Raw genomic sequence first — 25,667 nt, 5'->3', positions numbered from 1 at the left:
TTTAACCGATTTAGTCTTTAATTTCAAATTCTTCAAGTGGACGTTGAAATTGTTGCGCACGCGTTCCCAAGATTTCTTCGATGTGTAAATGCGCCTGTTTAATCAGTTGTTCTAACTTATGCGGGGCAATGATGAGGTGCAAAATTAAGTTGCCTTGTTCATCATAACTTTCATTTTGGATCACATTGAGCGCATACAGTTGTGTTCTTAATTTGCCATAAGCTGGTTTTAGACGGACTTCAAAGCTTTGAATTTGGCCCATTAAGCACTCTTGAACCGCTTGGCGTAATAAGGGAAGACCTTTACCACTATGTGCTGAGACATAGACACGTTCCGGCTGATGTGGCTTACCATAGATGATTTTAGGATCTTCGCCACTGACATCAATTTTGTTATAGACGCGCAGAATCGGAACATCGACACCAATTTCTTTCAGTACTTTTTCGACAGCCTCGATTTGTTCCATCATGTCAGGACTGCTGGAGTCAATGACATGTAACAATAAGGTCGCCTCTAACGTTTCTTCTAAGGTGGCTTTAAACGACTCGACCAGTGAGTGCGATAAATTACGCACAAAACCTACAGTATCTGCGAGAACTAAGTTGCCGATACCATCCCAATGTAGACGGCGTAAAGTTGGGTCAAGTGTCGCAAAAAGTTGGTCTGCTGCATAGACATCACTTTTTGCTAAATTATTAAATAAGGTCGATTTACCAGCATTGGTATAACCCACCAATGACACGGTTGGAACAGCAGCTTTTTGACGTGCCACACGACCTTGCATACGTGTTTGGCGGACTTTCTCAAGTTTCGCTTTGAGTTGTCCCATACGGAGCTTGAGTAGACGACGGTCAGTTTCCAGCAGCGTTTCACCCGGTCCACGTAGGCCGATCCCACCTTTTTGGCTATCGAGATCGCCACGACTACGAATCAGCCGTGAAGCCATATGTTGTAATTGAGCCAACTCAACTTGCAATTTACCTTCATAGGTACGTGCGCGTTGGGCAAAAATATCTAAAATTAATTCTGTACGATCGACCACACGACAACGCATGATGCGTTCAAGATTACGTGCTTGGGCAGGGGTGAGAGCATGGTCAAAGATGACCAATTCGGCTTCATATTCTGCGACTACTTCTGCAATTTCTTCAGCTTTCCCTGAGCCGATAAATAATTTGGCATCAGGCTTAATACGCTGAGCATGCACATGTTGCAAAATATTGGCACCTGCAGATTGAGCAAGTAAGTGGAATTCTTCGGCATCAAGGTCTGCAAGCATTTGTACTGCCACACTGACTAAAATTACGCGTTCACCGCTCGCTTGATGTTGATTTAAATTTTCCACTCAGCACACACTCCTGTTTAAAGATTCATTTTAGGCGAAAATGCAGTGCGAGGGTTAATCTAAGTGAGGGATTAATGGCTAAGTTCTGTATGTCGTGCTATTCAATTAGAGAAAGCTTCGAAAGCTCAGCGCCAATAAGAAAAGCACACTCACATATATCAATGAAAAACCAGCAATGGCTTTTAACGCTTGTCATGAAGAAATAGGGGGATTGTCTGAATATGAATGATTCATAATTTTAACCTTTAAAACCGATATAAAAATAATATTTGATTTTTAAAAACGATTAAAATGGGAAAATATTATCTTCGACTTCGGTTTTTATGATCAATGCAAAAAAACTGTCTTCGGTATATGATGATGAAAATTTACGCCAAATTGTGGCACCGTGTCCTTTTAGTGAACCGTTTATGAATCAACCTCAAATCGTCAATACACCGCAAATTAATGTGTTTTCAAAAATTTATTTGTATTGTAAAAAAGTCGGTGCAGCAGCTGTTGCCGTGACGCAGGGTTTTTATTTGGTTTATCGTCATCAATTGTATAAAGACCCGAATAACCCGCAAAATACCCGCTATGTGCAGTATTTTTGTCGCAAGTTATGCAAAGTATTTAATCTTGAAGTCAAAGTGCATGGCGAAATTCCACGTCAACCAGCCCTTTGGGTAAGTAATCATATTTCATGGTTAGATGTGGCAGTTTTGGGTTCTAGCGCACGTGTTTTCTTTTTGGCGAAAGCTGAAATTGAAAAGTGGCCGGTACTGGGTAATTTGGCGAAAGGCGGTGGCACCTTATTTATTAAGCGTGGCTCTGGCGACTCGATTAAAATTAAAGAACAAATTACGGGCTTCTTAAAACAAGATACGCCGGTACTCTTTTTCCCAGAAGCCACCACTTCAGATGGCAGCAAAATTAAAAAAATTCATGGTCGTATTTTAGGTGCGGCAATTGAAGCCGAACGTCCAGTCCAAATTTGCTTAATTTGCTATGTGAATCAGGACGGTGAACTCGATAATATTGCGCCCTATGTCGGAGACATTAGCTTTGATCGACATGTCAAAAATGTCTTAGAAATGCCGAAAGTCACAGCGCATCTGATGACATTGCCCGCAATTGATTCGGCAGGTCATACTGTTGACAGTCTGACACAAGAAGTGCAGCAAAAAATGAATCAGGGATTAGCAGAGCTTCAAGCTAAAGTTCTTAAAGCGCCAGTTCCAGTTGAAGCTAAATAATTTAATGATACAGGCTGCAAGGGGATGCCTTTGCAGCACAATCCTTACATAAAGCCTTCGAGCGGCAACCAAGAGATAAATTTCACCCCCGCTTTTTGCCACCACTTGATTTTCGGTTCACGTGGATAAATACGCGTTTGACCATTTGACAGCTTAATTTTCCAATTGATCTGTTGGTCTGCATTGAGCACTAACTTATAGGCATATTTACTCAAATTTTCATCCATGGTGTAGTGGACGGCTTTGGCTAAGCGTGGGCTATTCAGTAATACCCCAATTTCAGTATTTAAATATGCTGAACGTGGATCAAAGTTAAATGAGCCGATAAAGACTTGTTTTTCATCAATTGCCATCAGTTTGGCATGCAGGCTTGAACGGCTTAAACCTTTTAGACTAACTTTAGATTTTTCCGCCAACTCTTTGGTATTGGTGTTGAGGTTTTCTGCATCAGGTCTAGAGAGAAACTCATAGAGTTGAACGTCGTGTTCCAAGAGGTCTTGACGATATTTGCTATAAAAAGCATGAACCAATGGTACGTCATTGGCCTGGAATGAGTTGGTCAAGACTCTGACTTTTACGCCATCTGCACGAAGGTTTTTTAGGCGTTCAGCCCCTTTTTTTTCTGGGACAAAGTAGGCTGAAACGATATCGACACTTTGTTCCGGTTTATCTAAACGGTTGAGGAGCTGAAAGTTGAGATGCTCTTCTTTTTTGGCTTTAGATTTGATTTTGCTCGGGGAGTCTTTGACGACTTCGGCTTTGACCCAGTCAAATTGGATTTTATTGTTGAGCCAGTCATCAAAGGCATGTGAACGATTGGCTAAGTCCAAATAATTAACCACAGTGGCTTCTTGGTTATAGTCATCGAGTTGTCGTTTGAGACTGTCAAAACGCAAACTATAGTGGCGTGGATTGACCAATTGGCGTACTGGAAAGGCATAGTCATCATTCCAATATTCGTCAAAAGAATGAATGATTTCATCGGACGCCGCACCGACCAACATGACGTCGACATCGGAAAATTGATAGTTATCACTGACGTTATAGTATTGGTTACTCATATTGCGACCACCAATCAGAGCAATTTGATTGTCTGCAATAAAGCTTTTGTTGTGCATACGACGGTTGATGCGTTTTAGATCCAGTACCATATCGACAGGGCGGAAATGTCGGAAGCGGTACGGGTTATACAGTTTGACATCAATATTGGCATGTTGGTCGAGTGCCATATAAATGCCTTCCATTTTTTTGGCATTGTTGTCATCGACCAATAAACGAATTTTCACCCCACGATCTGCAGCTTTGATCATGGCATGCAGGGCCAAAGCACCAATTTTGTCGTTATCCCAAATATAGTATTGTAGATCTAAACTTTTTTCGGCTTTATTGATCAGTTCGATTCGAGCCGCTAAGGCTTCTAATGGGTCATACAGAACGTGGTAACCGGTTAAGTTGGGATTTTGTTCACGTAGCGGCAGCACAATTTTCGCAAGGCTAGTATCGTCTGTCGGGGTATTAAAAGCATATTCCACAGGTTGAGTTTGCTGTTTAGGCAAGGTACTACATGCAGATAAAGTCAAAACAAGGCTACAACTCAGCAAAACCGCCTTAGTGTGGTTGTGTATGAAGGGCAAATTTTGCTGTTTCGGTGTAGCTGAGTTCATACTGTTAGACATACTAAAAAATTTGATTTGAGTATAAGTGTCAGCTGTGAAAAGATAAATATAGTGACCGAGTTTTCTCGTTAGGCAAATTGTAGAGCAAATGTATGTGGGAATTAGATTCCGTAGTGATGTATTTTTATATCGGGTTGGCTGTGCTGGGCGTTTGGGCAATTTCTCAAGCTTGGTTAAGTCAGTCGCGCACGGAAACGATTCATCCGTTTAAAGCCTTCGTACATTTGTTGGCATTCTATCTTTCGTATTTACTTATCCCTTTATTCTTCTTTAGCTTTTATGCAGGCTGGAGTGGCTATTATTCACTACATGAAGCGATTTTTGTCGGTGCTGTTACGGGGCTTTTGTGCTATGCCCGATTTATCGAGCCGCACATGATTCAGGTGAAAAAATGTCAATATCAATTGCATGAAACACGACAGTTATTAAAGCCTGTACGCATTGCCTTAATTGGTGATTTACATATTGGTTTATTTTCGGGTCATGAACGTCAGTTAAAAATGATCGTCGATAAAATCAATGCACAAAATCCTGATTTGGTCGTGGTTGCAGGGGATTGGACTTATGAGCCAGAAAATAAGTTAGCTGAAGAACTGGCCGTACTAAAAAAAATTATTGCTCCGATTTATTCGGTGAATGGTAATCATGATGAGCAATATCCCGGTCCGCCTATTCAAGCGCTGTTAAAACATGCATTAGAAAGTAACCATGTGGTGGATATCGAAGGGCAGGTGGTTGAGTTTAATGAGTTTCGTTTATTAGGTGTTGGGGACTTATGGGCTGGTAAAGCCGATATGCGCTATTTGCCAGAATTGCCACAAGATAAACCTTGGATCATTTTGTCGCATAATCCAGATACCGTCGATATGGTACCTAAACTGCCAGGACGACCATTGATGTTGTCGGGTCATACCCATGGCGGGCAGGTACAACTGCCTTGGTTGACCGATTATGTAATGAAAAAAGTGTCGATTTTAGGCCATAAAAAAGGGCTATATCAGCATGACAATGCAGATGTCTTTGTCACTGTCGGTACGGGCATGGTTGGTGTACCTTTTCGTTTTCTTGTGCCACCGACCATTGATATTATCGAGTTGGTTTAATCAAAAACTACCGTTCATTATCGCTAAACGGTTTGGTGAATGTTCTTCTTGATGTAGAGCTACAGGCCTTGTTTGGTTAATAAAATTGAATCGTGCCATTCATTTGCTGTTTGAAATTAAGTGAATGACCGTGTCTTGGAACAGATGATGTGTATTGCTCAGTTGGATCTAAGCTGTATTCATGAATTAAATCGAAATGCTGTCAACAAGAGAGTAGCTAATCAGGTCATTGACTCAATTTGAGACATAAAAAAGCCAGCAATAGGTGCTGGCTTTTTTATTATGTGCAGATTAAACCTGATTATTCACATCATCATTTTTAGTTTCGCGAATCATTAAGAACGCGATCAATGAAAGGATTGATGCTGCAGTTAGATAGTAACCTACTGCATATAAACCATAGCCAGTTGCAAGTTTAGTTGCGATCAATGGCGCGAAAGATGCACCAAAAATACCAGCCATGTTAAAGGTTAAAGCTGAACCTGTGTAACGTACAGACGTTGGGAAGATTTCAGACAATACCGTACCAATTGGACCATAGGTTAAACCCATGATCGCAAGACCGATACATAGGAATAAGAACACCATCGCAGTACTGCCAGACTCAAGCATACTTGAGAAGACTAAGCCAAACAATGCAGATACAACACATACCGCAATCGAAGTCGTTTTACGACCAAATTTTTCAGCAAATACAGCAGAAAGTGGAATGAAGGCAGCGAAACAAAGTGTGGCAACCAGTTGAAGTTTTAAAAATTCTTCACGTGTGTAACCAAGCTGGGTTGTACCCCATTGTAAAGCGAATACTGTGGTTAAGTAGAACACAACGAATGTACAAATCGCGGCAATCGTACCGAGAATTAACATCCCCCAGTGCTTAGTGATCACTTCTTTGAACGGAATATTTACTTCTTTTTGCTTATCCAAAACTTTTTGGAACGCTGGTGTTTCATGTAATTTTAAACGAATCCACAGACCGACAATAACCAATAGCGCACTTGCAATGAATGGAATACGCCAACCCCATTGCATAAACTCAGCTTCAGACATGAAGTGACCTAAGGTCAAGAATGAGCCTGTTGCAAGAATAAAGCCGATTGGCGCGCCCAATTGAGGGAACATACCATACCAAGCACGTTTGCCTTCTGGCGCATTTTCAGTTGCAAGCAGCACGGCACCTGACCATTCACCACCTAAACCAAGACCTTGACCTAAGCGACAAAGTGCAAGCATGAGCGGAGCAGCGATACCAATTTGAGCATAGGTTGGAAGCAAGCCGATACATACCGTTGAAATCCCCATGGTGAGGAGAGCGGCAACTAATGTGGCTTTACGACCGATACGGTCACCTAAATGGCCAAAGAATGTTGCACCAATCGGGCGAGCAATAAAGGCAATCGCAAACGTTGCTAAAGATTGAATTGTTGCGGTTGTTGGATCTGTACTTGCAGGGAAGAACAGATGCGGGAAGATAATTACAGCCGCAGTTGCATAGATGTAGAAATCGAAGAATTCGATTGTGGTACCTACAAGACTTGCTGTAAGTACGCGGAATTTTGAATTTGTTGGTTGCTGTTCAGTGGCAGCAGCACTTGAAGACGCCATGGTGGACCTTACACTTACTAAAAATAATTGAACTTAGTTTTAAAAGCGTAATCTTTTTAAAAAAGGCGTAATTTCTTAAAAAAATACGAAATACCAACTTACGAACTGCGGGATTAGGGTCACTAAAGAATGCAGTGTCAGTGGGTTATATCACGTAAAGATAAATCGACAGGAAATGTGATCCTGCACCTATCAATACAAAAATATGCCAGATAGCGTGTGTATATCTTACCTTTTTTAAGGCATAAAACAATGCACCGATTGTATAAGATAGCCCGCCAATGATCAGGTAGGTTAAAGCTTGATCAGATAAAAAGCGTTGCATATCATCAATTACCAGTACTGCAAGCCATCCCATCACCAAATAGGCAATCAACGAAATCTTTTGAAAACGATGAATGAAAATTAATTTGAATAGTGTTCCAATTGCAGCAATGACCCACAGTGCAATGAGTAAATAATGCGCTTTTGCGGTAGGCAATGCGATTGCCAGAAACGGGGTGTAAGTACCTGCAATTAAATAATAGATTGCGGTATGGTCGAGTTTTTTGTACCAACCACGGCGCTCAGGAGATTCTGCGAAGTGATATAGACTCGAGGCTGAAAACAATAACAGCATACTGAATGCATACACCCAAAGTGCAAGCCATTGTCCAGTTGGAAGATATGATCCTTTTAAAATCAGTAGGATACCTGCGATGACAGACAGCGCTGCACCGAAAGCATGGGTATAGAAATTCAGTCTTTCTTCAGCTGGGTCATAAGCTAAAAGGTGGGGAGCATTCATAACGTATCTTTTATAATAATTTAAATATACAAGTGTATAGTAATTCAATTTTGCTTTTGGTGTAAGAAGATTTAAAATTGTTTTGCAAATTTATCTAGGTTTATATTATGTCATCTTTGGCTTCTCCCTCTACGCAAGAGCAGCAATTTTTAGCGGCCTTTCAGCAAGCCATTGAAACACAGCGTTTTGATCGCATGATTTTGAGTCAGTATAAAGGTGAATTAGACCAATTAGAAAAAATGACCTTGCGAGTCATTTCGCTGCAAGGTGAGTCATTTCTCAGTTGTTTATATCGTTATAAAACCCAAGACATCACCAAAAACTATCCAATGGCAGCTGCATATCAACAAGTCGAAAGTTTATTGAGTTGTTGTAAGCAAGCCAACCTGATGACCTTAGATGAAGAAATTCAGCTTAAGAAAAATAAAAGAAAGCCATGCTAAGCATTAGCAAAAAGCAGCCTGCTTTAGGGAAAAATCCTACGGAGCAGCAAGGGCATGATCGAGCAAAACATCGCTATGTCGATCAAGACAGTTATTTCTTACAGCCACTCGGTATTACGGATGCAAAAGCACAAATTATTCCGAGCATGGCGCGTAAATGGAAACAAATTAATAAATTTGTAGAAATTTTTTCAGGCGCTTTAGGTCAGATTAAAGAGACTGATCAATCTCTACATGTTGTAGATTTTGGTTCAGGCAAGGGATATCTAACTTTTGCATTATATGATTATTTAGCAAAACACCAGCAAGTGCCTAAAGTGACTGGGGTTGAGCTGAATCCAAAAATGGTGGAATTTTGCCAAAGCGTTGCTCAGCAGTCGAATTTCAGCCAACTGGATTTTTTCCAAGGCGATGTTCGTACCTATGCGCCTGAGCGCTTAGATATCATGATTGCGCTGCACGCCTGTGATGTGGCAACGGACTTTGCGATTCATACCGGCATTCGATTAAATGCGCAAATGATCATGTGTGCGCCGTGTTGTCATAAAGAACTGCGTCCGCAATTGAAAGCGCCGCAAGTACTTGCACCGATGTTGCAATTTGGTATTCATGCAGGCCAGCAAGCAGAGATGCTTACTGACACGATTCGTGCACTTTTATTGAAAGCATATGGTTATGAAACCAAAGTCTTTGAATTTGTGGCACTTGAACATACTAGTAAAAATAAAATGATCTTGGCAACCAAACGTGCAGACTATGTCGAACCTGATCAAGCGGTATTGGCGCAGATCCAAGCTTTAAAAGACATGTATGGCATTCAAAAGCATTCGTTAGAATTATTGTTGAATGATCAATGGGACCAGCAAGATATTGGCTGTAAATGCTAAAGGATGAAGGGATGCAGCAGTTAAATATTCAATTTGGTCCGTGGGAGCAACTGGCATCTGCAGCTCGGCCGATACGTGAACAGGTCTTTATTTTAGAACAGCAGATATCGCCCGAAGATGAATGGGATGCAGAAGATGCGATTTCACTGCATTTTATTGTTCATGATGGGATGAAAGCTATTGCAACTGCACGTTTGTTGAAAAATAACAGTATAGGTCGTGTTGCTGTTTTAAAGGCCTATCGCGGTCAGGGGATTGGTAAAATCTTGATGCAAGCCATCATTCAACAAGCGAAATTAGAGCAACGTGAATATTTAAAACTATCATCACAAGTGCATGCTATACCGTTTTATGCAGCTTTAGGTTTTGTTGTTGAAGGTGATGAATATTTAGATTGTGGTATTCCGCATCAAGATATGTACATGGCTTTGGCTTAAATACGTAAAATTGGACATCTATAAATAAAAAAACGCTTAATATTTTAAGCGTTTTTTTTATATAGATGAGGTCAAAGCTTAGTGACCATGATCATTCGATGCAGTAGGTTCAGGGCTCATGTCATCCATATGTGCATGTTGTTCTTCAGTCATCTGCATATCTGCTGCAGTCGGCGCAGAAGCTTCACGAGCTGCTTGATCAGCTTGCGCCTTTTTCAAGGCTTCTTCTGACATCACAGGGGCATTTTTAAATGCATGCTGTTGAGTATTGTCTTTTTTCTGTTGGCTCGGCATATAGTCTGGTTCATTGGTCACAGCAAGCCAGAAAATACCCATGAATAGCGCACCTAAAATACAGAAGATAATCAGTGCCTTCCAGCCCCACGGTGATTTTTCAGGAGAAGTATGATCAGTCATAACAAGCTACTCAATCGGATAAAAAGAAATCAAAAAACTTGTTACTTTATAACATAAAACAGATGAGAGTTCGCGTAAAATCTAGACTTGTTTGCAAACACGCGAATGCGAAGAAAAAATAAAAGGAGCCGAAGCTCCTTTTGATGTGATTGAACAGCAAAATTTGCATGCTCAAAATGAATAATTAAATCTGCTCAGCTTTCGCCACTTTGTCTTTCAGCAATTGCGGTGCTTTGAAGCGTTCGCCATATTTTGCTTCTAGTGTATTGGCACGAAGTAACGCTTTTTCCAAACCATATTGATTTAAAAATTGAAGTGCACCACCTGTCCAAGGGGCAAAACCAATCCCGAAGATTGAACCGACATTGCCATCGACTGTCGACTGCAAAACACCTTCTTCTAGGCAGCGTAAGGTATCAAGTGACTGTACAAACAGGAAGCGGTCTATCATTTCCTGTTCAGAAATAGCATTATCATTCTGCCATTTGCTCAAGCCATCCCAGAGGTGCTTTTTACCGCCTTCAGGATATTCATAAAAACCTGCGCCGGCAGCTTTACCTTTACGTCCGAACTCATGAATCATTGTCTGAATCACCTCATCCGCACCTGAACGTGGTAGGTCTTTGCCTTCGGCTTGCAAGGCTTTACGTGTCTCGGCCGCAACATGCTCAGAGAGTGTTAAAGACACTTCATCTTGAATCGCCAATGGGCCTACAGGCATGCCAGCTTTCAGAGCTGCCATTTCAATGCGGGCAGGGTGTACGCCTTCAGCCAATAGACGTAAACCTTCTTGCACAAAGGTGCCAAAGACACGGCTGGTAAAGAAGCCGCGGCTGTCATTCACCACAATTGGCGTTTTGCCAATTTGCTGCACAAAGTCAAAGGCTTTAGCCAAAGTGTCTGCTGATGTGTTTTTACCTTTAATAATTTCGACCAATTGCATTTTGTCGACAGGGCTAAAGAAATGTAGACCGATAAATTTAGCTTGATCTTGAGATGCATTGGCTAAGCCTGAAATTGGCAAAGTTGAGGTATTGGATGCAAAAATACCGCCATCTGCCAAATAGGCTTCTGCTTCTTGTGTCACTTTGGCTTTGAGTTCGACATTTTCAAATACCGCTTCAATGATCAAGTCGCAGCCTTGTAATTCGGCAGCATCTGCAGTGGCATGTATCAGGCCTAAGACTTGATCACGTTTTTCTGCACTTAAACGAGCTTGAGATACTTTTTTATCTAGCAGTTTTTGGCTATAGGCTTTGCCTTTTTCAGCAGCTTCAACAGAAACATCTTTGAGTACAACTGCAATGCCTTTTGATGCTGTGGCATAAGCGATGCCTGCACCCATCATGCCTGCGCCTAAAATACCAACTTTGGTGGCTTGCCACTTCGCGACGTCTTTTGGACGGCTTGCACCAGACTTAATAGCGTTGAGACCATGCCAGAAGGTGCCGATCATATTTTTAGAAATTTGACCGGTTGCAAGGTAAGTAAAGTAACGTGATTCAATGGTGAGCGCCGTATCGACATCTACCTGAGCGCCTTCAACCGCAGCTGACATAATGGCTTCAGGCGCAGGGTAACAGCCCTTGGTTTTGTCACGTAGCATAGCGGGGGCAATTGCTAACATTTGCGCCACAGCAGGAGTCGATGGCGTACCGCCCGGAATTTTATAGCCTTTTACATCAAAGGGCTGCTGTGATTTTGGATTGGCTTTGACCCAAGCAATGGCTTTGTCCATCAGGTCTTCAAGGCTATCTACAGTATCTTGAATCAGCCCCAATGATTTGGCTTTTTCGACACCAATTTGCTTGCCTTCCATTAAGAGTGGAAATGCATTTTGCAGACCCAATAAACGGACCATACGTACAATACCGCCACCGCCCGGTAGTAAGCCTAAAGTTACTTCTGGTAAGCCAAATTTCGCCTTAGCATCATTCAGTGCGATTCGATAATGACAACCGAGTGCTAACTCCCAACCACCGCCCAGCGCTGTGCCATTTAAGGCTGCAACAACAGGAATGCCGCGTGTTTCGATATAACGCAATTTAGCTTTCATCTCTTCAATCATATTGAAGAATTCAGTCGCATGTTCAGGTGTAGCTTGAATCAGTTCGTCTAAATCACCGCCGGCGAAGAAGGTTTTTTTTGCGGAACGGAAAATAATCCCTACAATATTTTCATCTGCTTGCAGTTTGTCTACCGTTTCAGCCAGTGCCGTGCGGAAGTCTGCATTCATGGTGTTGGCAGATTGGTTTGGAGAATCTAAAGTTAAAATGACGATATTGTCGGCATTTTTTTCAAATTGAATTGCACTCATTTTAGTCTCCTTATACCAACTCAATAATCGTTGCGATGCCCATACCGCCGCCTACGCACAAAGTCGCTAAACCGCGTTTTTTACCTTGGCGTTCCAGTTCATCCATCAGTGTGCCTAAAATCATGGCACCTGTTGCACCTAGCGGATGTCCTAATGCAATTGCGCCGCCATTCACATTGACTTTGGCAGGGTCCACCTTGAGTTCGGTAATAAAACGCATCACGACTGCTGCAAAAGCTTCGTTCACTTCAAATAGGTCAATATCATCAATGGTTAAGCCAGCTTTGGCTAAGGCTTTACGTGCAGCAGGTGCAGGGCCAGTCAGCATAATGGTTGGGTCTGCACCCACCAATGCAGTGGCAAGCACTTTGGCACGCGGTTTTAGGGCTTGTTCTTTGATCGCTTTTTCAGAGGCAAGCAATACTACGGCAGCACCATCAACGATGCCCGATGAGTTCCCCGCATGGTGTACATGGTTGACTGCGCCGACTTCAGGATATTTTTGCAAGGCAATGGCATCAAAGCCCATTTGCCCCATCATGGCAAAACTTGGGTTGAGCTTGCCTAAGCCTTCTGCTGTGGTCGTTGGTTTAATAAATTCATCTTTGGCTAAAACTGTCACGCCTGCTTTGTCTTTAACAGGAACGACAGATTGGTCAAAATAACCATTGGCTTGAGCTGCTGCGGCTTTTTGCTGAGAGTTGGCTGCAAAGGCATCCACCTCTGCTCGGCTGTAACCGTCAATGGTGGCAATTAAATCGGCCCCAATGCCTTGTGGAATAAAGTCACAGGCCATATTGGTTTCAGGGTCAAGCGCCCAAGGACCGCCATCTGAGCCCATCGGCACACGAGACATCGACTCTACACCGCCAGCCACCACAAGGTCTTCCCAGCCAGAACGCACCTTTTGCGCTGCCATATTCACAGCTTCTAAACCTGATGCACAAAAACGGTTGATTTGTACGCCTGCCACATCATTGTCCCAACCTGCTGCAATGGCTGCGGTTTTTGCAATGTCTGCACCTTGGTCACCAATGGGGGTCACGCAGCCCAGTACAATGTCGTCAACTGCAGCGGTGTCAAATTGATGTCGGTTTTGTAATTCGTTCAATAAACCGGTCAGTAGGCTAATCGGTTTAACGGCATGTAGTGAACCGTCTTTTTTTCCTTTGCCGCGCGGTGTGCGAATGGCATCAATGATGTAAGCCTCGCTCATAATCCTGTCCCTATGATCTATAAATTTTTATTGGTTTTTTGAGTGTACGGATTAATCAACCTAGTGCAATGATGAGAACGGGCGAGTCGTTTGATATTTTTGGTCAACGCTTGCTGCTGAATAAGATAAAAATCAACCTGCATATTGAAAGCGAGGATCGGTTAAGATCAGTTGCTATGGATTCAGTACATATTGAAGATCTGCTTATGCATAAAAATGTGAAGCGAGTGTTGAAAGGTCTGGCTTGGTTAGTACTAGTAGGCTGCTTAGGTTTTGTATGCTTGATCGGTTTTTATATTTATATGATCTATGGCATTCATCCCTCAGATGAGGGGACGGGCGGTTTAGCTTGTAAGTATGATCGAAATGATCATGTGACCAAGGCAGAAATGTATCGGATACAGGATGGCAAACGCGTGATCACGCCCGTCGATCCATTGCTTTGTCAAAAACAACGTGCAGATTTTCCGAAATAAAAAAACCTGATCGAGATCAGGTTTTAGAGAATGCTATTTTTGAATATTGCTTAGTGATAACCATGTAATTGGCGATATAGGCCTGGTGTTACACCGGTCCACTTTTTAAATGCACGGTGGAAAGTACTGGTTTCACTAAAGCCGACTTGCTGTGCAACATCTTCAAGCGTTAAGTCCGGATTAAGCAATAAGTGAATTGCAGCATCTCGACGTAAAGCATCTTTTACACCTTGGTAGCTCTTACCTTCAGCGGCTAAACGACGACGAAGTGTCTGCGGTGATAGATATAGCATTGACGCAACATCGTTCAAGGTTGGCATTTCTTCGCCAATTTGACTCTTCAGCACATCACGGATACGAGATGTTAATGAATTGGTATTTTTAAATTTAACCAATAACTGTGCAGGAGCCGCTTTTAAGAATTCTTCAAGCGTTTCTTCGTTTTGACGAATGGGTAAATCTAAATAATCCGCTGCAAACGTGATCTCAGTTCGTGGCGTATCAAACTGCATGACAGGTGCAAAAAACAAGGCATCATATTCGTCAGCATGTTCAGGACGTTCATAACCGAAGTGAACACGCTCTAAAGGCAGACGACGTTCAATCAACCAAGAAGCGAGACCATGCCAAATCATCAGCATACTTTCTGTAATGAAATGGTCTGGGTCCATAGATTTTGGAATTTGAGGAACTAAACGTGCTTCGTGCTTATCACGTTCTAGTGTCACCGACCATTCATCGCCAAACAGTTTGTAGAACTGCGAAGACAATTCGAGTGCATCACCGAGGGTTTTTGCATGAATAATCAATTGGCACATAATGGCAAAAGTACCCAGGCGGCGCGGTTGAATATCAAAACCGACATGTTCGTCTTGAGTCACCATCCACAACATTTTAATAAAACGTGTGTATTGTTCAGGTGAAATACGGGCTTTGGGTTGGCGTAGAAGTTCAGCCTCAATGCCAACATGAGACAATAAAGTTTCGACATCCATGCCGAGACGTCTCACACCAGTTAAGGCTGCGTTGACGAAATGGATACTGATCGTATCACGACTCATGTTTAATCCTTCAGTCTCTTTAATGTTCACAAATGTTTGACCTAAATGACGCTAAAAAAAGAAATCATGGCAATTTACAACAGCGGTTTTACCATTTTTACATGGTAAATTGCCGAAACTATCAAGGTAAATGGCTGAACATGACATTGTTTTAATCATTTTATATTTCTACCATGGATAAAAAATCTACACAATTAGAGAAAAATATCCATGGAAGCTGCTTTAAAAGGATTGAAAGTACTCGACTTTTCGACATTACTCCCAGGGCCATTTGCGACCTTGTATTTGGCTGACATGGGTGCGGAAGTTGTGCATATTGAGTCACCGACGCGTCCCGATCTAGTTCGTTTGATGCCACCTTATGCCAATGGGCAAGCCACAGCGCATAGTTATTTAAATCGCAATAAACAATCCATCGCATTAGATTTAAAAGATCCGAAAAGTATTGAATTGATCAAAGCCAAAATTTCAGATTTTGATATCGTGGTAGAACAATTTCGTCCAGGTGTCATGCAACGCTTGGGTTTGGATTATGCAGTTTTGGCCGAAATTAATCCGAGACTTATTTATTGCTCGATTACGGGTTATGGTCAAACCGGACATTATAAAGACCGCGCAGGGCATGACATCAATTACTTGGCTTTATCGGGCATTTCAGGTCATAGCGGACGCCAAGACAGTGGCCCGCCACCGATGGGGATTCAAATTGCCGATGTCGCAGGCGGATCAATGCATGCGCTTACTGGCATCTTAGCTGCGGTGATTGAGCGTTACCGTAGCGGTTTAGGACAATATATTGATATTTCCATGACCGATTGTGCCGTCGCATTGAACAATATGGCTGCAGCAGGAGTATTGGCTGCCAATGCGGTAACCGCGGCAGAGACGGCACATCTGAATGGCGGAAGTTTCTATGACTATTATCGAACCCAAGATGGTCGTTATCTGTCTATAGGTGGTTTGGAGCCACAGTTTTTACATGGATTGGCGCAAATTCTCGATTTACCCGCTTTAGCGACGCAAGGCATGTCATTTGATCCGCAAGACCAGACTGAAATTAAGCATGCAATTGCCCGAAAAATACTAACCAAAACATGGGCTGAGTGGAAAAAGATTTTTGCCTCTCAAGATGTCTGTGTGGAACCAGTTTTAAGTTTGGACGAAGCTCTAAATTCACAATTGGCCCAAGAGCGGCATTGGTGTGTTGAAGTTCCGCTACAAGAAGGCGACACAATGACACAAACTCAACTGACATGTCCGATTAAATTTTCTAGATCAGCATTGATTTATACCCATGTGGGTAAAACTTTAGGTGCGGATAATTGGTTATGAATGGTATAAAAAAAGGTGATAAGTTAAACAATAAACCCTTTAAAATCTCTTAATTAGATAAACATCTATGTAAATATTGACGGTTGTTAACAACAAAATAAATAAATTATACAAATGTGAGAGTATTATATGAACTATTAACACAATTGGTATATAGGTCTCCAAATGAAAATAGCTGTGAGTAAACTTGGATCTTTATATCTTAGCCTCGGAATAATGCTTGCGGGTTCAGCAACCCACGCGGCAACTACTACAGATGCTTTCAGTTCTGAAAGCCCATGGATGTTCGGTGATTGGAACGGTCAACGAACAGCGCTTCAACAGAAAGGTTACGATTTTAGTTTTAGTTATGGTGGCGAATTAGCTACTTTGTTAGATGCAAAGCATGCTTCAAGTCATGGCACTGAATATGCGGACCAATTCGCGATTGGGGCACATCTCGATTTAGAAAAAATTGCGGGTTGGAAAGATACCGAAGCACAAATCAATATCACTGAACGAAATGGTCGTTCATTGTCTCAAACTTCAGATGCATTAAATGGTCATTTAAGTGCAACACAAGAAGTGTGGGGTCGTGGTCAAACTTGGCGTTTGACTGATTTTTGGATCAAGAAAAAATTCTTAGACCAAAAATTAGATATTAAAGTCGGTCGTTTCGGTGAAGGTGAAGATTTCAACAGCTTTGACTGTGACTTTCAAAACTTAGCACTTTGTGGCTCACAAGTGGGTAACTGGGTCGGTGACCAATGGTACAACTGGCCAGTCAGCCAATGGGCTGCTCGCGTGAAATATAACATTCAGCCTGAACTCTACGCACAAGTCGGGGTTTATGAATACAACCCTGAAAATCTAAAACGTGGTAAAGGTTGGAACTTAAGTACCGATGGTTCTAAAGGTGCGATTATTCCTGCTGAAGTAGTGTGGACTCCAAAAGTGGGGACACAAAAGCTTCCGGGTGAATACCGTGCAGGTTACTACTATAGTACCGCTGATGCCGATGTCATTGATAGCCCAATAAATGAAAAAGATCACCATCAAGGTGGTTGGATTGTGGCGAAACAACAACTGACAGCACACAAAGACGATGCCTCACGTGGTTTGAGTGGTTTTGTAAATGTCACAGTGCATGACTCAGACACCAATAATGTGAGTGATATGCAAAACATTGGCTTGGTCTACAAAGGTGCATTCGATGCACGTCCTCAGGATGAAATTGCGATTGGTTTAGGTCGTATCAGCATTAATGATGATGTGAATGATGCCAATATTGCCAATAACAGCGTTGATGCACGCGGTCTACAAAGTGAAGAGTATGACGCAGAAATTTACTACGGTATTCATGCAGCAAACTGGCTGACTATTCGTCCAAATATTCAATATATCCGTCACGTCGGTGCTTACAAAAATGGTGAGAATGCGTGGGTCGGCGGTATCAAATTTCAAACAGCATTTTAATTGATGTCAAATTAGAGTTCTTATAAAAGCAATTCGGTAATTCTGAGAAAAATTACGATATTTTCCCTTGAATTGTTTTTGTAACAACTTCTCTTTGCGACATAAAAACGGTGGTGTGTTGAATGTGTTTCACGCACCAAATACAACATTCGACAATAGAGGTGGTCAACATGAGCAACCCATCTACTGGAACTGGGATGCGAACATTTACCGTCGTTGTGATGGCAATTTTCGCCTTAGTTCTATTGATTGGTGGTATCTGGCTGGCAGTCCTTGGCGGTTCTTGGTACTACATTATCGCCGGCCTGTTAATGCTGGCTTCAGCAATATACTTAAGAAAAATTCAAAACAGTTCTTTATACATTTATGCAGCGTTGATGCTGGGTACAGTGATTTGGGGACTTTGGGAGGCAGGTTCTGACTTTTGGGCACTTGCACCGCGTTTTGATATTTTAGGCTTATTGGGCCTTTGGTTACTGATTCCTGCCGTGACACGCGGTATGGAAAATGGCAAAACTGCGAAAATTACATTATCAGGCACACTGGTGATTGCGATTATCGTGATGATCTATTCAATTTTTAATGATCCGCAAGAAATTCACGGTGAAATTAAAAATGCACAACCTCAAACAGCCAAAGCGATTGAGGGTATTGCTCCTGAAGATTGGCCTGCCTATGGTCGTACACAAGGTGGTGTACGTTATTCTCCACTCACCCAAATCAATAGCGACAACGTTAAAGATTTAGAAGTGGCGTGGACTTTCCGTACAGGTGAATTGCCAACTGAAAATGACTCAGGTGAAACCACAAACCAAGTCACTCCGATTAAAGTCGGCAATGACATGTTTATGTGTACAACTCACCAACGTTTAATTGCACTTGATCCTGCGACAGGTAAACAAAAATGGGCATTCGATCCTAAACTTAAAGCGGACAATACCTATCAACATTTAACATGTCGTGGTGTGTCTTATTTTGACGCAGCAAATACCACTCAGTTTGCAAAAAGCTTAGAGAACAAACGCTCGACTTCAACTGAATGTCCGCGCAAAGTGATCTTGCCTGTAAATGATGGTCGATTGGTTGCAGTCAATGCTGACACAGGTAAAGCATGTAGTGATTTTGGTCATAACGGCGAAGTCGATCTACAAAAAGATATGCCTTATCCGTATCCGGGCGGTTATATCCCAACTTCACCTCCAGTGGTTACTGGCACAACCATTGTGATTGGCGGTTCAACTACCGATAACTTCTCGACTAAAGAGCCATCTGGTGTCATCCGTGGTTATGATGTCAATACCGGTGAATTATTGTGGATCTTTGATACAGGGGCGGAAGATCCAAATGCCATGCCAGGCGAAGGTCAAAAATACTCTGTCGCCTCACCGAATGCATGGGCACCTTTAGCATATGACGAAAAACTTGACATCGTTTATGTGCCGACAGGTGTAGGCACACCAGACATTTTTGGTGGTCACCGTACGCCTTTAGATGAACGATATGCAAACTCAATGCTTGCGATCAATGCATCGACTGGTAAATTGATCTGGAACTTCCAAACCACACATCATGATTTGTGGGATATGGATGTACCATCACAACCTTCATTGGCAGATATCAAAGATAAATCAGGTAATATTGTTCCTGCGATCTATGTCTTAACCAAAACAGGTAATGCATTCGTCCTTGACCGTCGTACCGGTAAAGCGATTGTGCCAATCACCGAAAAAGCGGTTCCACAAACTGTAAAACGTGGTCCACAAACTAAAGGTGAGCATTATTCTGCAACTCAACCGTTCTCTGATTTTGATTTAGCACCAAAAGATAAATTGACTGATAAACAAATGTGGGGTGCCACTATGTTTGACCAGTTGATGTGTCGTGTGTATTTCAAATCATTAAACTACGACGGTATTTATACACCACCTTCTGAAAATGGCACATTAGTATTCCCAGGTAACCTTGGGGTATTTGAATGGGGTGGTATGTCGGTGAACCAAGACCGTCAAGTTGCTGTGATGAACCCAATTGGCTTGCCATTTGTCACTAAGTTGATTCCTACAGATCCAAACCGTGAGCAAACTGCGAAAGGTGCGGGTACTGAACAAGGCGTGCAACCGATGTATGGCGTACCTTATGGTGTGGAAATCAAAGCCTTCTTGTCACCACTTGGCTTACCTTGTAAACAACCTTCATGGGGCTTTACTGCAGGTGTAGATTTAAATACACATGAAGTGGTCTGGAAAAAACGTATAGGTACAATTCGTGACAGTTTACCGAAATTGTTCCAATTACCTGCTGTGAAAATTGGTGTACCGGGTCTTGGTGGATCAATCTCGACTGCTGGTAATGTCATGTTTGTAGGCGCAACACAAGATAACTATATCCGTGCAATCAATGTAACGAATGGTGATACTTTGTGGGAAGGTCGTCTACCAGCAGGTGGTCAAGCGACTCCAATGACTTATGAAGCAAATGGTAAACAATATGTTGTGATCATGGCTGGTGGTCATGGTTCATTTGGTACAAAACTTGGTGATTACCTTGTTGCGTATGCTTTACCAGATAAAAAATAAGTGATTTTACATCGCTAAATAAAAAGCCCGATTTATCGGGCTTTTTATTGGCTTAAATTCTTTATGTAAATTTATGCTAAGTAATGGAGAAATAATTCAATATATTAATAAATAAAAAGTAAATGACCGGAATCCGCTATATCAGTGAAATTGCGACAGTCTTATCAATAAAATCGCTATTAAATATGTAAAAAACGCATTTTCTTGATAGATAAAATCTCGTTATGCTGTGCATTGTTATAATAGAAATTACTAGCTGTACGCCATGTATTTATATACTGATTTTGACCAGCAACTGGTTAATGAACGTGTTGCACAGTTCCGTGATCAAACGGAACGTTATTTAGCAGGTAAATTGACGGAAGATGAATACCGTCCACTGCGTCTTCAAAACGGCCTTTATGTACAACGTTATGCACCGATGCTACGTATTGCAGTACCTTATGGCCTGATGAATTCTAAACAATTACGTAAAATTGCGTCATTGGCTCAGGACTATGACCGTGGTTATGCGCACGTATCTACTCGTCAAAACATTCAGTTTAACTGGCCTGCACTAGAAAATGTGCCTGATATGTTACAAGAGCTCGCATCTGTTCAAATGCATGCGATTCAAACTTCGGGTAACTGTATTCGTAACACAACCACTGACCAATATGCAGGTGTGGTTGCAGGTGAAATTGCTGACCCACGCCCAACGTGTGAATTGATTCGTCAATGGTCAACTTTCCACCCAGAATTTGCTTTCTTGCCACGTAAGTTCAAGATTGCAGTTTCAGCACTGGAAGAAACTGATCGTGCGGCAACGTCTTTCCATGATATCGGTGTATATATCGTGAAAAATGAAGCAGGCGAGATTGGCTATAAAATCAAAGTTGGTGGTGGTTTAGGCCGTACACCAGTGATTGGTAGCTTTATTCGTGACTTCTTGCCACGTGAAGATTTGATTGCTTATTTAGAAGCGGTACTTCGTGTATACAACTTACACGGTCGTCGTGATAACAAATATAAAGCACGTATCAAAATTTTGGTGAAAGCATTAACACCAGAAGTATTTGCAGAGAAAGTGGAAGCTGAATTTGCACATACCATCAAAACTTTAAAAATTGATGCTGATACCTTGGCGAAAATGGATGAGAACTTCACACCATTTGATTACCAAGATTATGCGGATGAAGATTTTGCAGAGCAATTTGCCGCAGAGCCGAAATTTAAACAATGGTTCAACATCAACACCAATGCACATAAAGTCAAAGGTTACCGCATCGTTACGATTTCTTTGAAACGTGCGGGTATTGCACCGGGCGATATGACTGTTGAAGAAATGAACCTGATTGCTGACTTGGCTGACAAATATACCTTTGGTGAGTTCCGTACCACACATGAGCAAAACATTGCGCTTGTTGATGTACCGCAAAAAGATTTGTTTGATCTATGGAAAATCCTTGATCAACATAATCTTGCACGTGCGCATATTGGGTTCTTAACCGACATCATTTGCTGCCCAGGTGGTGATTTTTGTTCATTGGCAAATGCGAAATCGATTCCAATTTCTGAAGCGATCTCTCGTCGTTTTGATGACTTAGATACCATTTACAATTTAGGTAAATTGGATCTGAACATCTCTGGTTGTATGAATGCGTGTGGTCACCACCATGTCGGTAATATCGGTATTTTAGGTGTAGATAAAAAGGGTGCTGAGTTCTATCAAATCACTTTGGGTGGTAATGCCGACCATGATGCATCAATTGGTGACATCTTAGGCCCATCATTTGCAGCCGAAGTTGTACCAGACATCATTGAAGAAATCTTAAATACTTATCTAGACCTTCGTGCTGAAGGCGAAGAGTTTATTGATACTTACCGCCGTGTTGGCATCCAACCATTTAAGGAGCGTGCATATGCTTAATACAGCACTACAAGTCCTCTCTAAAGATGGCTCGATTGCAGACAATACTTACCAAGTCATTGGTGAAGATGGTATGTTGCCACAAGGCGACGTGGTTTTAACAGTTGAGCAGTTAGATCAACTTGCGAATGTGTCTGGTAAAAAAGCACTTTTCGTAACGGTGGATGCTTCACCTGAAACCAATGAATTCCCGCTTGACCAGTTAGATGCTATTTTCATCGAATTTGCCGGTTTTAACGATGGTCGAGGTTACTCATTTGCTGCATTGTTACGTCGCCAAGGTTTCCAAGGAGAACTACGTGCGACAGGTGATGTATTCAAAGACGTGTTGAACTACATGAAGCGTTCAGGTTTCGATACTTTTGTAGTGAAAGAAGGTAAAGATATTGCTGAAGCTGCTGCTGGTTTAGGTGATTTTACCAATCCATACCAAGCATCAACTGCTGTGCCGCAAGCACATTATCAAACAGGTGCTTAAGTACCTTGATTGATAAAAAAAAGCCTCCATTCGGAGGCTTTTTTATTGATCAAAATACTTTTAATGAGTGATTATTCGTTTTCAAGCTGGCAATTGACCATCCATTTAATACCGAACTGATCGGTAAATGCACCATACAGTGCACCCCAAAAGGTCTTTTCGAGAGGCATTTCTATAGAGCCACCTTTGGACAATGCATCAAACAGTCGTTTGGCCTCAGCTTGTTCACTGCTTTCTAAATTAATCGAAATATAATGATTGCTGCCTACTGTAAAGGGTTGGTTAGTTTGTGCACAAAATTGTTCGCTGACATCTGAGGCCATCAGCACGGTAAATTCATTGATCGGTAGGGAAATATGCATAATCTTTTGCAGTTCTGTATCGGATAGTGAAATGCCATCCTCAGCAGGCATATCACCATAACGCATCACATTGAGGAATTCTCCACCAAGTACAGAGCGATAAAAATTAAAGGCTGCTTCGGTATTGCCTTGAAAATTCAAGTAGTGATTGAGCTGCATAATGGTCATCCATTTTTTATTATGTCGACATTTATTTTAAGAGCCTTTGCTGACCTGTATGTGAACAATTTATGTCTAAAATGTAAGCATAAAAAATCCCTCTTACAGAGGGATTTTTCAGTCTCCCTCCTTTATTAAAGGAGGGGTTAGGGGAGGATTAAAGAATATTCCCTCTAAATCGCCCTTTGCGAAGGGAGTCTACAGAGCATTAAAGCAATTCAATCGCCACAGCAGTCGCTTCACCGCCACCAATACACAGCGCAGCAATACCACGCTTACCACCAGTACGTTTTAATGCATGGATCAGCGTTAGGATAATGCGTGAACCTGTAGAACCAACAGGATGTCCAAGCGCACAAGCACCACCGTTGATATTTACTTTTTCAGCATCTAATTTAAATTCATCAATTGGGCACATCGTGACCATAGCAAAGGCTTCATTGATTTCCCATAAATCGACATCAGCAACATTCCAACCCGATTTATCTAGAACTTTTTGAATTGCGCCCACAGGTGCAATGGTAAATTCTGAAGGATGCTGTGAATTTGATGCATAAGCCACAATTTTCGCGAGCGGATTTAAACCTTTTGCTGAAGCTAGATCTGCTGATGTTAAAACTAAAGCAGATGCACCATCAGAAATAGAACTGGCATTGGCAGCGGTAATCGTTCCATCTTTAGCAAAAGCAGGGCGCAGTGTTGGAATTTTTTCGATATTAGCGTTAAAAGGCTGTTCGTCTTTATCGATAATCACATCGCCTTTACGACTCGAAACAGTGACAGGCACGATTTCGTCAGCAAAATAACCCTCAGTAATTGCAGTCTGTGCACGTTTAAGCGAGCGAATGGCGAAGTCATCCATTTGTTCACGTGTATAGCCTTTGGTATTTGCCATATCCTGCGCAAAAGAACCCATGAGTCGGCCCGTTTCTGCATCTTCTAGGCCATCTAAGAACATATGATCTTTAACGTCACCGTGGCCCATACGGTAACCAGCTCGTGCTTTGGTCAAAACATAAGGGGCATTGGTCATAGACTCCATACCACCTGCAACCACGACTTGAGCCGAACCTGCCTTAATCATATCTGCCGCTTGCATCACGGCCTTCATACCTGAACCACACAGCTTGTTGATGGTTACGGCACCAGTTGAATCTGGAAGACCGGCTTTACGCATCGCTTGACGGGCAGGACCTTGTTTCAGGCCAGCCGGAAGCACACAGCCCATAATGACTTCTTCAACATCTGTCGGTTGTAAACCCGCGCGTTCGATGGCTGCTTTAATCGTAACTGCGCCTAATTCTGGTGCAGTGACAGCGGCTAAACTCCCTTGAAAACCACCCATTGCTGTACGGGCACCATTGACGATGACGATATCAGTCATTACATGTCTCCATTTTCTTATACATTAATTTTTGAATACGTCAGCAGTATAAGTAAAATTGAACAGGAATAAAGCAAATTTAAAAGGCTGCTTTGGACTCACCGGTTCTCAAATTAGCAACTGGTTGGGTTTTCAAATCGTAAATGTCCCATTCGACTTAAGACTGCTCGGATCGGTTGAAGCGTTGATTTCGAACAGTAGTAGAAACTACCATTTGAACCATTGGGTAAACCGGAGCTAGCCTGAAAGGTTAGGCTCGGAATGTGTAAAGTCCCACGCCAAGACAGATCGCCATATTTTAAATTGAGTTTATCTTGCAGCAATATTTTTTCATTTGCGTCGACTTGACGGTTTTTATTACTGTCAATAAATATGATCAGACCACTGTTCCAGTTGTTAGGTTGGCAAAGTTTAAAGTTAAGACTAGGACAAATCACAATATTGGAATGATAAATAGTGGCCTGAGCCCGTGCGAATGCATTGTGATTCTGAATAGTCAATTTGATGTTATTCGCTTCTCGCTGCGCCATTAAATTGTTGAAATGTGGTAAAGCTATCGTCACGATAATGACCATAATCGCAATTGAGACCAAAAGTTCAAATAACGTAAAGCCGTTTTCTTTATTGTAAAGCATTGATTTAATCCAAAATTTAATATTATTTTTATATGTCTAATGTTATATGTGTTTTTAATGGCGATATTAATTTTGAGTATAGAATTTTATTACTCAATTTTAGATAAAGCTGTTAAAATGAAAATAGCAAGTGACAATAGGCGATTCACTGCTCAAAATTGAGTAAAAATTTACCGAATTACAACGGAAATTGTAAGTAATTTTGTCAATAATTTACTTGATTAGATTAATCAAGCACTTGGAAAAAGAAAAAAGTGTTTGTATGATTCAGCGTGAATAGCTTAAAAAAAAAACTGGGGTATAAGAAAGCCTATCTCAGGATAGCCAATTTTTCGGCTTGAGCTTGAACAACAATTGTTATCTCTGGAGGAT

General features: G+C 41.8%; 20 protein-coding genes and 1 pseudogene. 10 read left to right on the top strand and 11 right to left on the bottom strand.

Features of this window, described 5'->3' with window-relative positions; translation table 11 throughout:
* Window positions 1-10: 10 nt before the first annotated feature.
* Window positions 11-1,345, bottom strand: a complete 1,335-nt coding sequence (hflX, locus tag FTV27_RS05805) for a ribosome rescue GTPase HflX (protein WP_180077469.1) — start codon at window positions 1,343-1,345, stop codon at window positions 11-13.
* A 410-nt stretch (window positions 1,346-1,755) separates the two neighbouring features.
* Between hflX and FTV27_RS05800 the strand changes: the two genes are divergently transcribed.
* Window positions 1,756-2,580, top strand: coding sequence for a 1-acyl-sn-glycerol-3-phosphate acyltransferase (locus FTV27_RS05800; RefSeq protein WP_180077498.1), 825 nt, complete (start codon window positions 1,756-1,758; stop codon window positions 2,578-2,580).
* Window positions 2,581-2,624: 44 nt separating this feature from the next.
* Here FTV27_RS05800 and FTV27_RS05795 read toward each other — a convergent pair whose 3' ends face one another.
* Window positions 2,625-4,244, bottom strand: a complete 1,620-nt coding sequence (locus tag FTV27_RS05795) for a phospholipase D family protein (RefSeq protein ID WP_257223939.1) — start codon at window positions 4,242-4,244, stop codon at window positions 2,625-2,627.
* A gap of 104 nt (window positions 4,245-4,348) precedes the next feature.
* Here FTV27_RS05795 and FTV27_RS05790 point away from each other — a divergent pair, with 104 nt between their 5' ends.
* The gene (locus FTV27_RS05790) at window positions 4,349-5,359 is read left to right on the top strand and encodes a metallophosphoesterase (protein WP_180050311.1); all 1,011 of its coding nucleotides are present in this window, start codon (window positions 4,349-4,351) and stop codon (window positions 5,357-5,359) included.
* A gap of 291 nt (window positions 5,360-5,650) precedes the next feature.
* On the opposite strand, the gene FTV27_RS05785 is transcribed toward FTV27_RS05790, so the two are convergent.
* Window positions 5,651-6,964: an MFS transporter gene (locus FTV27_RS05785; RefSeq protein ID WP_078194265.1), complete on the bottom strand. Its 1,314-nt coding sequence runs from the start codon at window positions 6,962-6,964 to the stop codon at window positions 5,651-5,653.
* Between the two features lie 145 nt (window positions 6,965-7,109).
* Complete coding sequence (locus FTV27_RS05780; protein WP_180077467.1) at window positions 7,110-7,751, bottom strand: hemolysin III family protein; 642 nt, start codon at window positions 7,749-7,751, stop codon at window positions 7,110-7,112.
* A 107-nt stretch (window positions 7,752-7,858) separates the two neighbouring features.
* Between FTV27_RS05780 and FTV27_RS05775 the strand changes: the two are divergent.
* Together FTV27_RS05775 and FTV27_RS05770 are read left to right on the top strand one after the other, a co-directional pair.
* Window positions 7,859-9,081, top strand: a pseudogene (locus FTV27_RS05775) (SAM-dependent methyltransferase).
* An 11-nt stretch (window positions 9,082-9,092) separates the two neighbouring features.
* Window positions 9,093-9,518, top strand: coding sequence for a GNAT family N-acetyltransferase (locus FTV27_RS05770; protein ID WP_257229975.1), 426 nt, complete (start codon window positions 9,093-9,095; stop codon window positions 9,516-9,518).
* A 78-nt stretch (window positions 9,519-9,596) separates the two neighbouring features.
* Here the strand turns inward: FTV27_RS05770 and FTV27_RS05765 are convergent, their stop codons facing one another.
* From FTV27_RS05765 to FTV27_RS05755, 3 genes are all read right to left on the bottom strand, one after another.
* Window positions 9,597-9,935: a hypothetical protein gene (locus tag FTV27_RS05765; protein ID WP_078194261.1), complete on the bottom strand. Its 339-nt coding sequence runs from the start codon at window positions 9,933-9,935 to the stop codon at window positions 9,597-9,599.
* A 184-nt stretch (window positions 9,936-10,119) separates the two neighbouring features.
* Window positions 10,120-12,252 carry a 3-hydroxyacyl-CoA dehydrogenase NAD-binding domain-containing protein gene (locus tag FTV27_RS05760; protein WP_180077464.1) on the bottom strand — a complete coding sequence of 711 codons (2,133 nt, stop codon included), beginning with the start codon at window positions 12,250-12,252 and terminating at the stop codon, window positions 10,120-10,122.
* 10 nt (window positions 12,253-12,262) lie between these two features.
* Window positions 12,263-13,468, bottom strand: a complete 1,206-nt coding sequence (locus FTV27_RS05755) for an acetyl-CoA C-acetyltransferase (protein ID WP_180077462.1) — start codon at window positions 13,466-13,468, stop codon at window positions 12,263-12,265.
* A gap of 176 nt (window positions 13,469-13,644) precedes the next feature.
* Between FTV27_RS05755 and FTV27_RS05750 the strand changes: the two genes are divergently transcribed.
* Window positions 13,645-13,944, top strand: coding sequence for a hypothetical protein (locus FTV27_RS05750; RefSeq protein WP_257229974.1), 300 nt, complete (start codon window positions 13,645-13,647; stop codon window positions 13,942-13,944).
* 50 nt (window positions 13,945-13,994) lie between these two features.
* Here FTV27_RS05750 and FTV27_RS05745 read toward each other — a convergent pair whose 3' ends face one another.
* Window positions 13,995-15,005 carry an AraC family transcriptional regulator gene (locus tag FTV27_RS05745; RefSeq protein ID WP_180005120.1) on the bottom strand — a complete coding sequence of 337 codons (1,011 nt, stop codon included), beginning with the start codon at window positions 15,003-15,005 and terminating at the stop codon, window positions 13,995-13,997.
* A gap of 210 nt (window positions 15,006-15,215) precedes the next feature.
* Between FTV27_RS05745 and FTV27_RS05740 the strand changes: the two genes are divergently transcribed.
* The 5 genes from FTV27_RS05740 (at window position 15,216) to FTV27_RS05720 (ending at window position 22,755) form a co-directional block, all read left to right on the top strand.
* On the top strand, window positions 15,216-16,337 hold the full coding sequence (locus tag FTV27_RS05740; RefSeq protein WP_180077460.1) for a CaiB/BaiF CoA-transferase family protein: 1,122 nt from the start codon (window positions 15,216-15,218) through the stop codon (window positions 16,335-16,337).
* A 216-nt stretch (window positions 16,338-16,553) separates the two neighbouring features.
* Window positions 16,554-17,792, top strand: coding sequence for a carbohydrate porin (locus tag FTV27_RS05735; protein ID WP_257229977.1), 1,239 nt, complete (start codon window positions 16,554-16,556; stop codon window positions 17,790-17,792).
* 170 nt (window positions 17,793-17,962) lie between these two features.
* Window positions 17,963-20,368, top strand: a complete 2,406-nt coding sequence (locus tag FTV27_RS05730) for a glucose/quinate/shikimate family membrane-bound PQQ-dependent dehydrogenase (RefSeq protein WP_180041627.1) — start codon at window positions 17,963-17,965, stop codon at window positions 20,366-20,368.
* 265 nt (window positions 20,369-20,633) lie between these two features.
* Complete coding sequence (locus tag FTV27_RS05725; RefSeq protein WP_078190090.1) at window positions 20,634-22,277, top strand: nitrite/sulfite reductase; 1,644 nt, start codon at window positions 20,634-20,636, stop codon at window positions 22,275-22,277.
* Window positions 22,270-22,755 carry a DUF934 domain-containing protein gene (locus tag FTV27_RS05720; RefSeq protein WP_180077456.1) on the top strand — a complete coding sequence of 162 codons (486 nt, stop codon included), beginning with the start codon at window positions 22,270-22,272 and terminating at the stop codon, window positions 22,753-22,755. The genes FTV27_RS05725 and FTV27_RS05720 overlap by 8 nt, the downstream gene beginning before the upstream one ends.
* A 71-nt stretch (window positions 22,756-22,826) precedes the next feature.
* Here the strand turns inward: FTV27_RS05720 and FTV27_RS05715 are convergent, their stop codons facing one another.
* The 3 genes from FTV27_RS05715 to FTV27_RS05705 all read right to left on the bottom strand — a co-directional run bounded on the left by FTV27_RS05715 (window position 22,827) and on the right by FTV27_RS05705 (window position 25,295).
* A complete protein-coding gene (locus FTV27_RS05715) occupies window positions 22,827-23,276 on the bottom strand; it encodes a VOC family protein (protein ID WP_180077455.1) in 450 nt (149 codons plus the stop codon).
* A 208-nt stretch (window positions 23,277-23,484) separates the two neighbouring features.
* Complete coding sequence (locus FTV27_RS05710) at window positions 23,485-24,660, bottom strand: acetyl-CoA C-acyltransferase (RefSeq protein ID WP_180050276.1); 1,176 nt, start codon at window positions 24,658-24,660, stop codon at window positions 23,485-23,487.
* A 113-nt stretch (window positions 24,661-24,773) separates the two neighbouring features.
* Window positions 24,774-25,295 carry a GspH/FimT family pseudopilin gene (locus tag FTV27_RS05705; protein WP_180077453.1) on the bottom strand — a complete coding sequence of 174 codons (522 nt, stop codon included), beginning with the start codon at window positions 25,293-25,295 and terminating at the stop codon, window positions 24,774-24,776.
* Window positions 25,296-25,667: the final 372 nt, after the last annotated feature.

This window comes from Acinetobacter sp. YH12251 (genome assembly GCF_013417465.1).
GTDB lineage: Bacteria > Pseudomonadota > Gammaproteobacteria > Pseudomonadales > Moraxellaceae > Acinetobacter > Acinetobacter amyesii.
The sequence above is the reverse complement of the archived record's forward strand: the minus strand, read 5'-3'. Positions and strand labels throughout refer to the sequence as shown.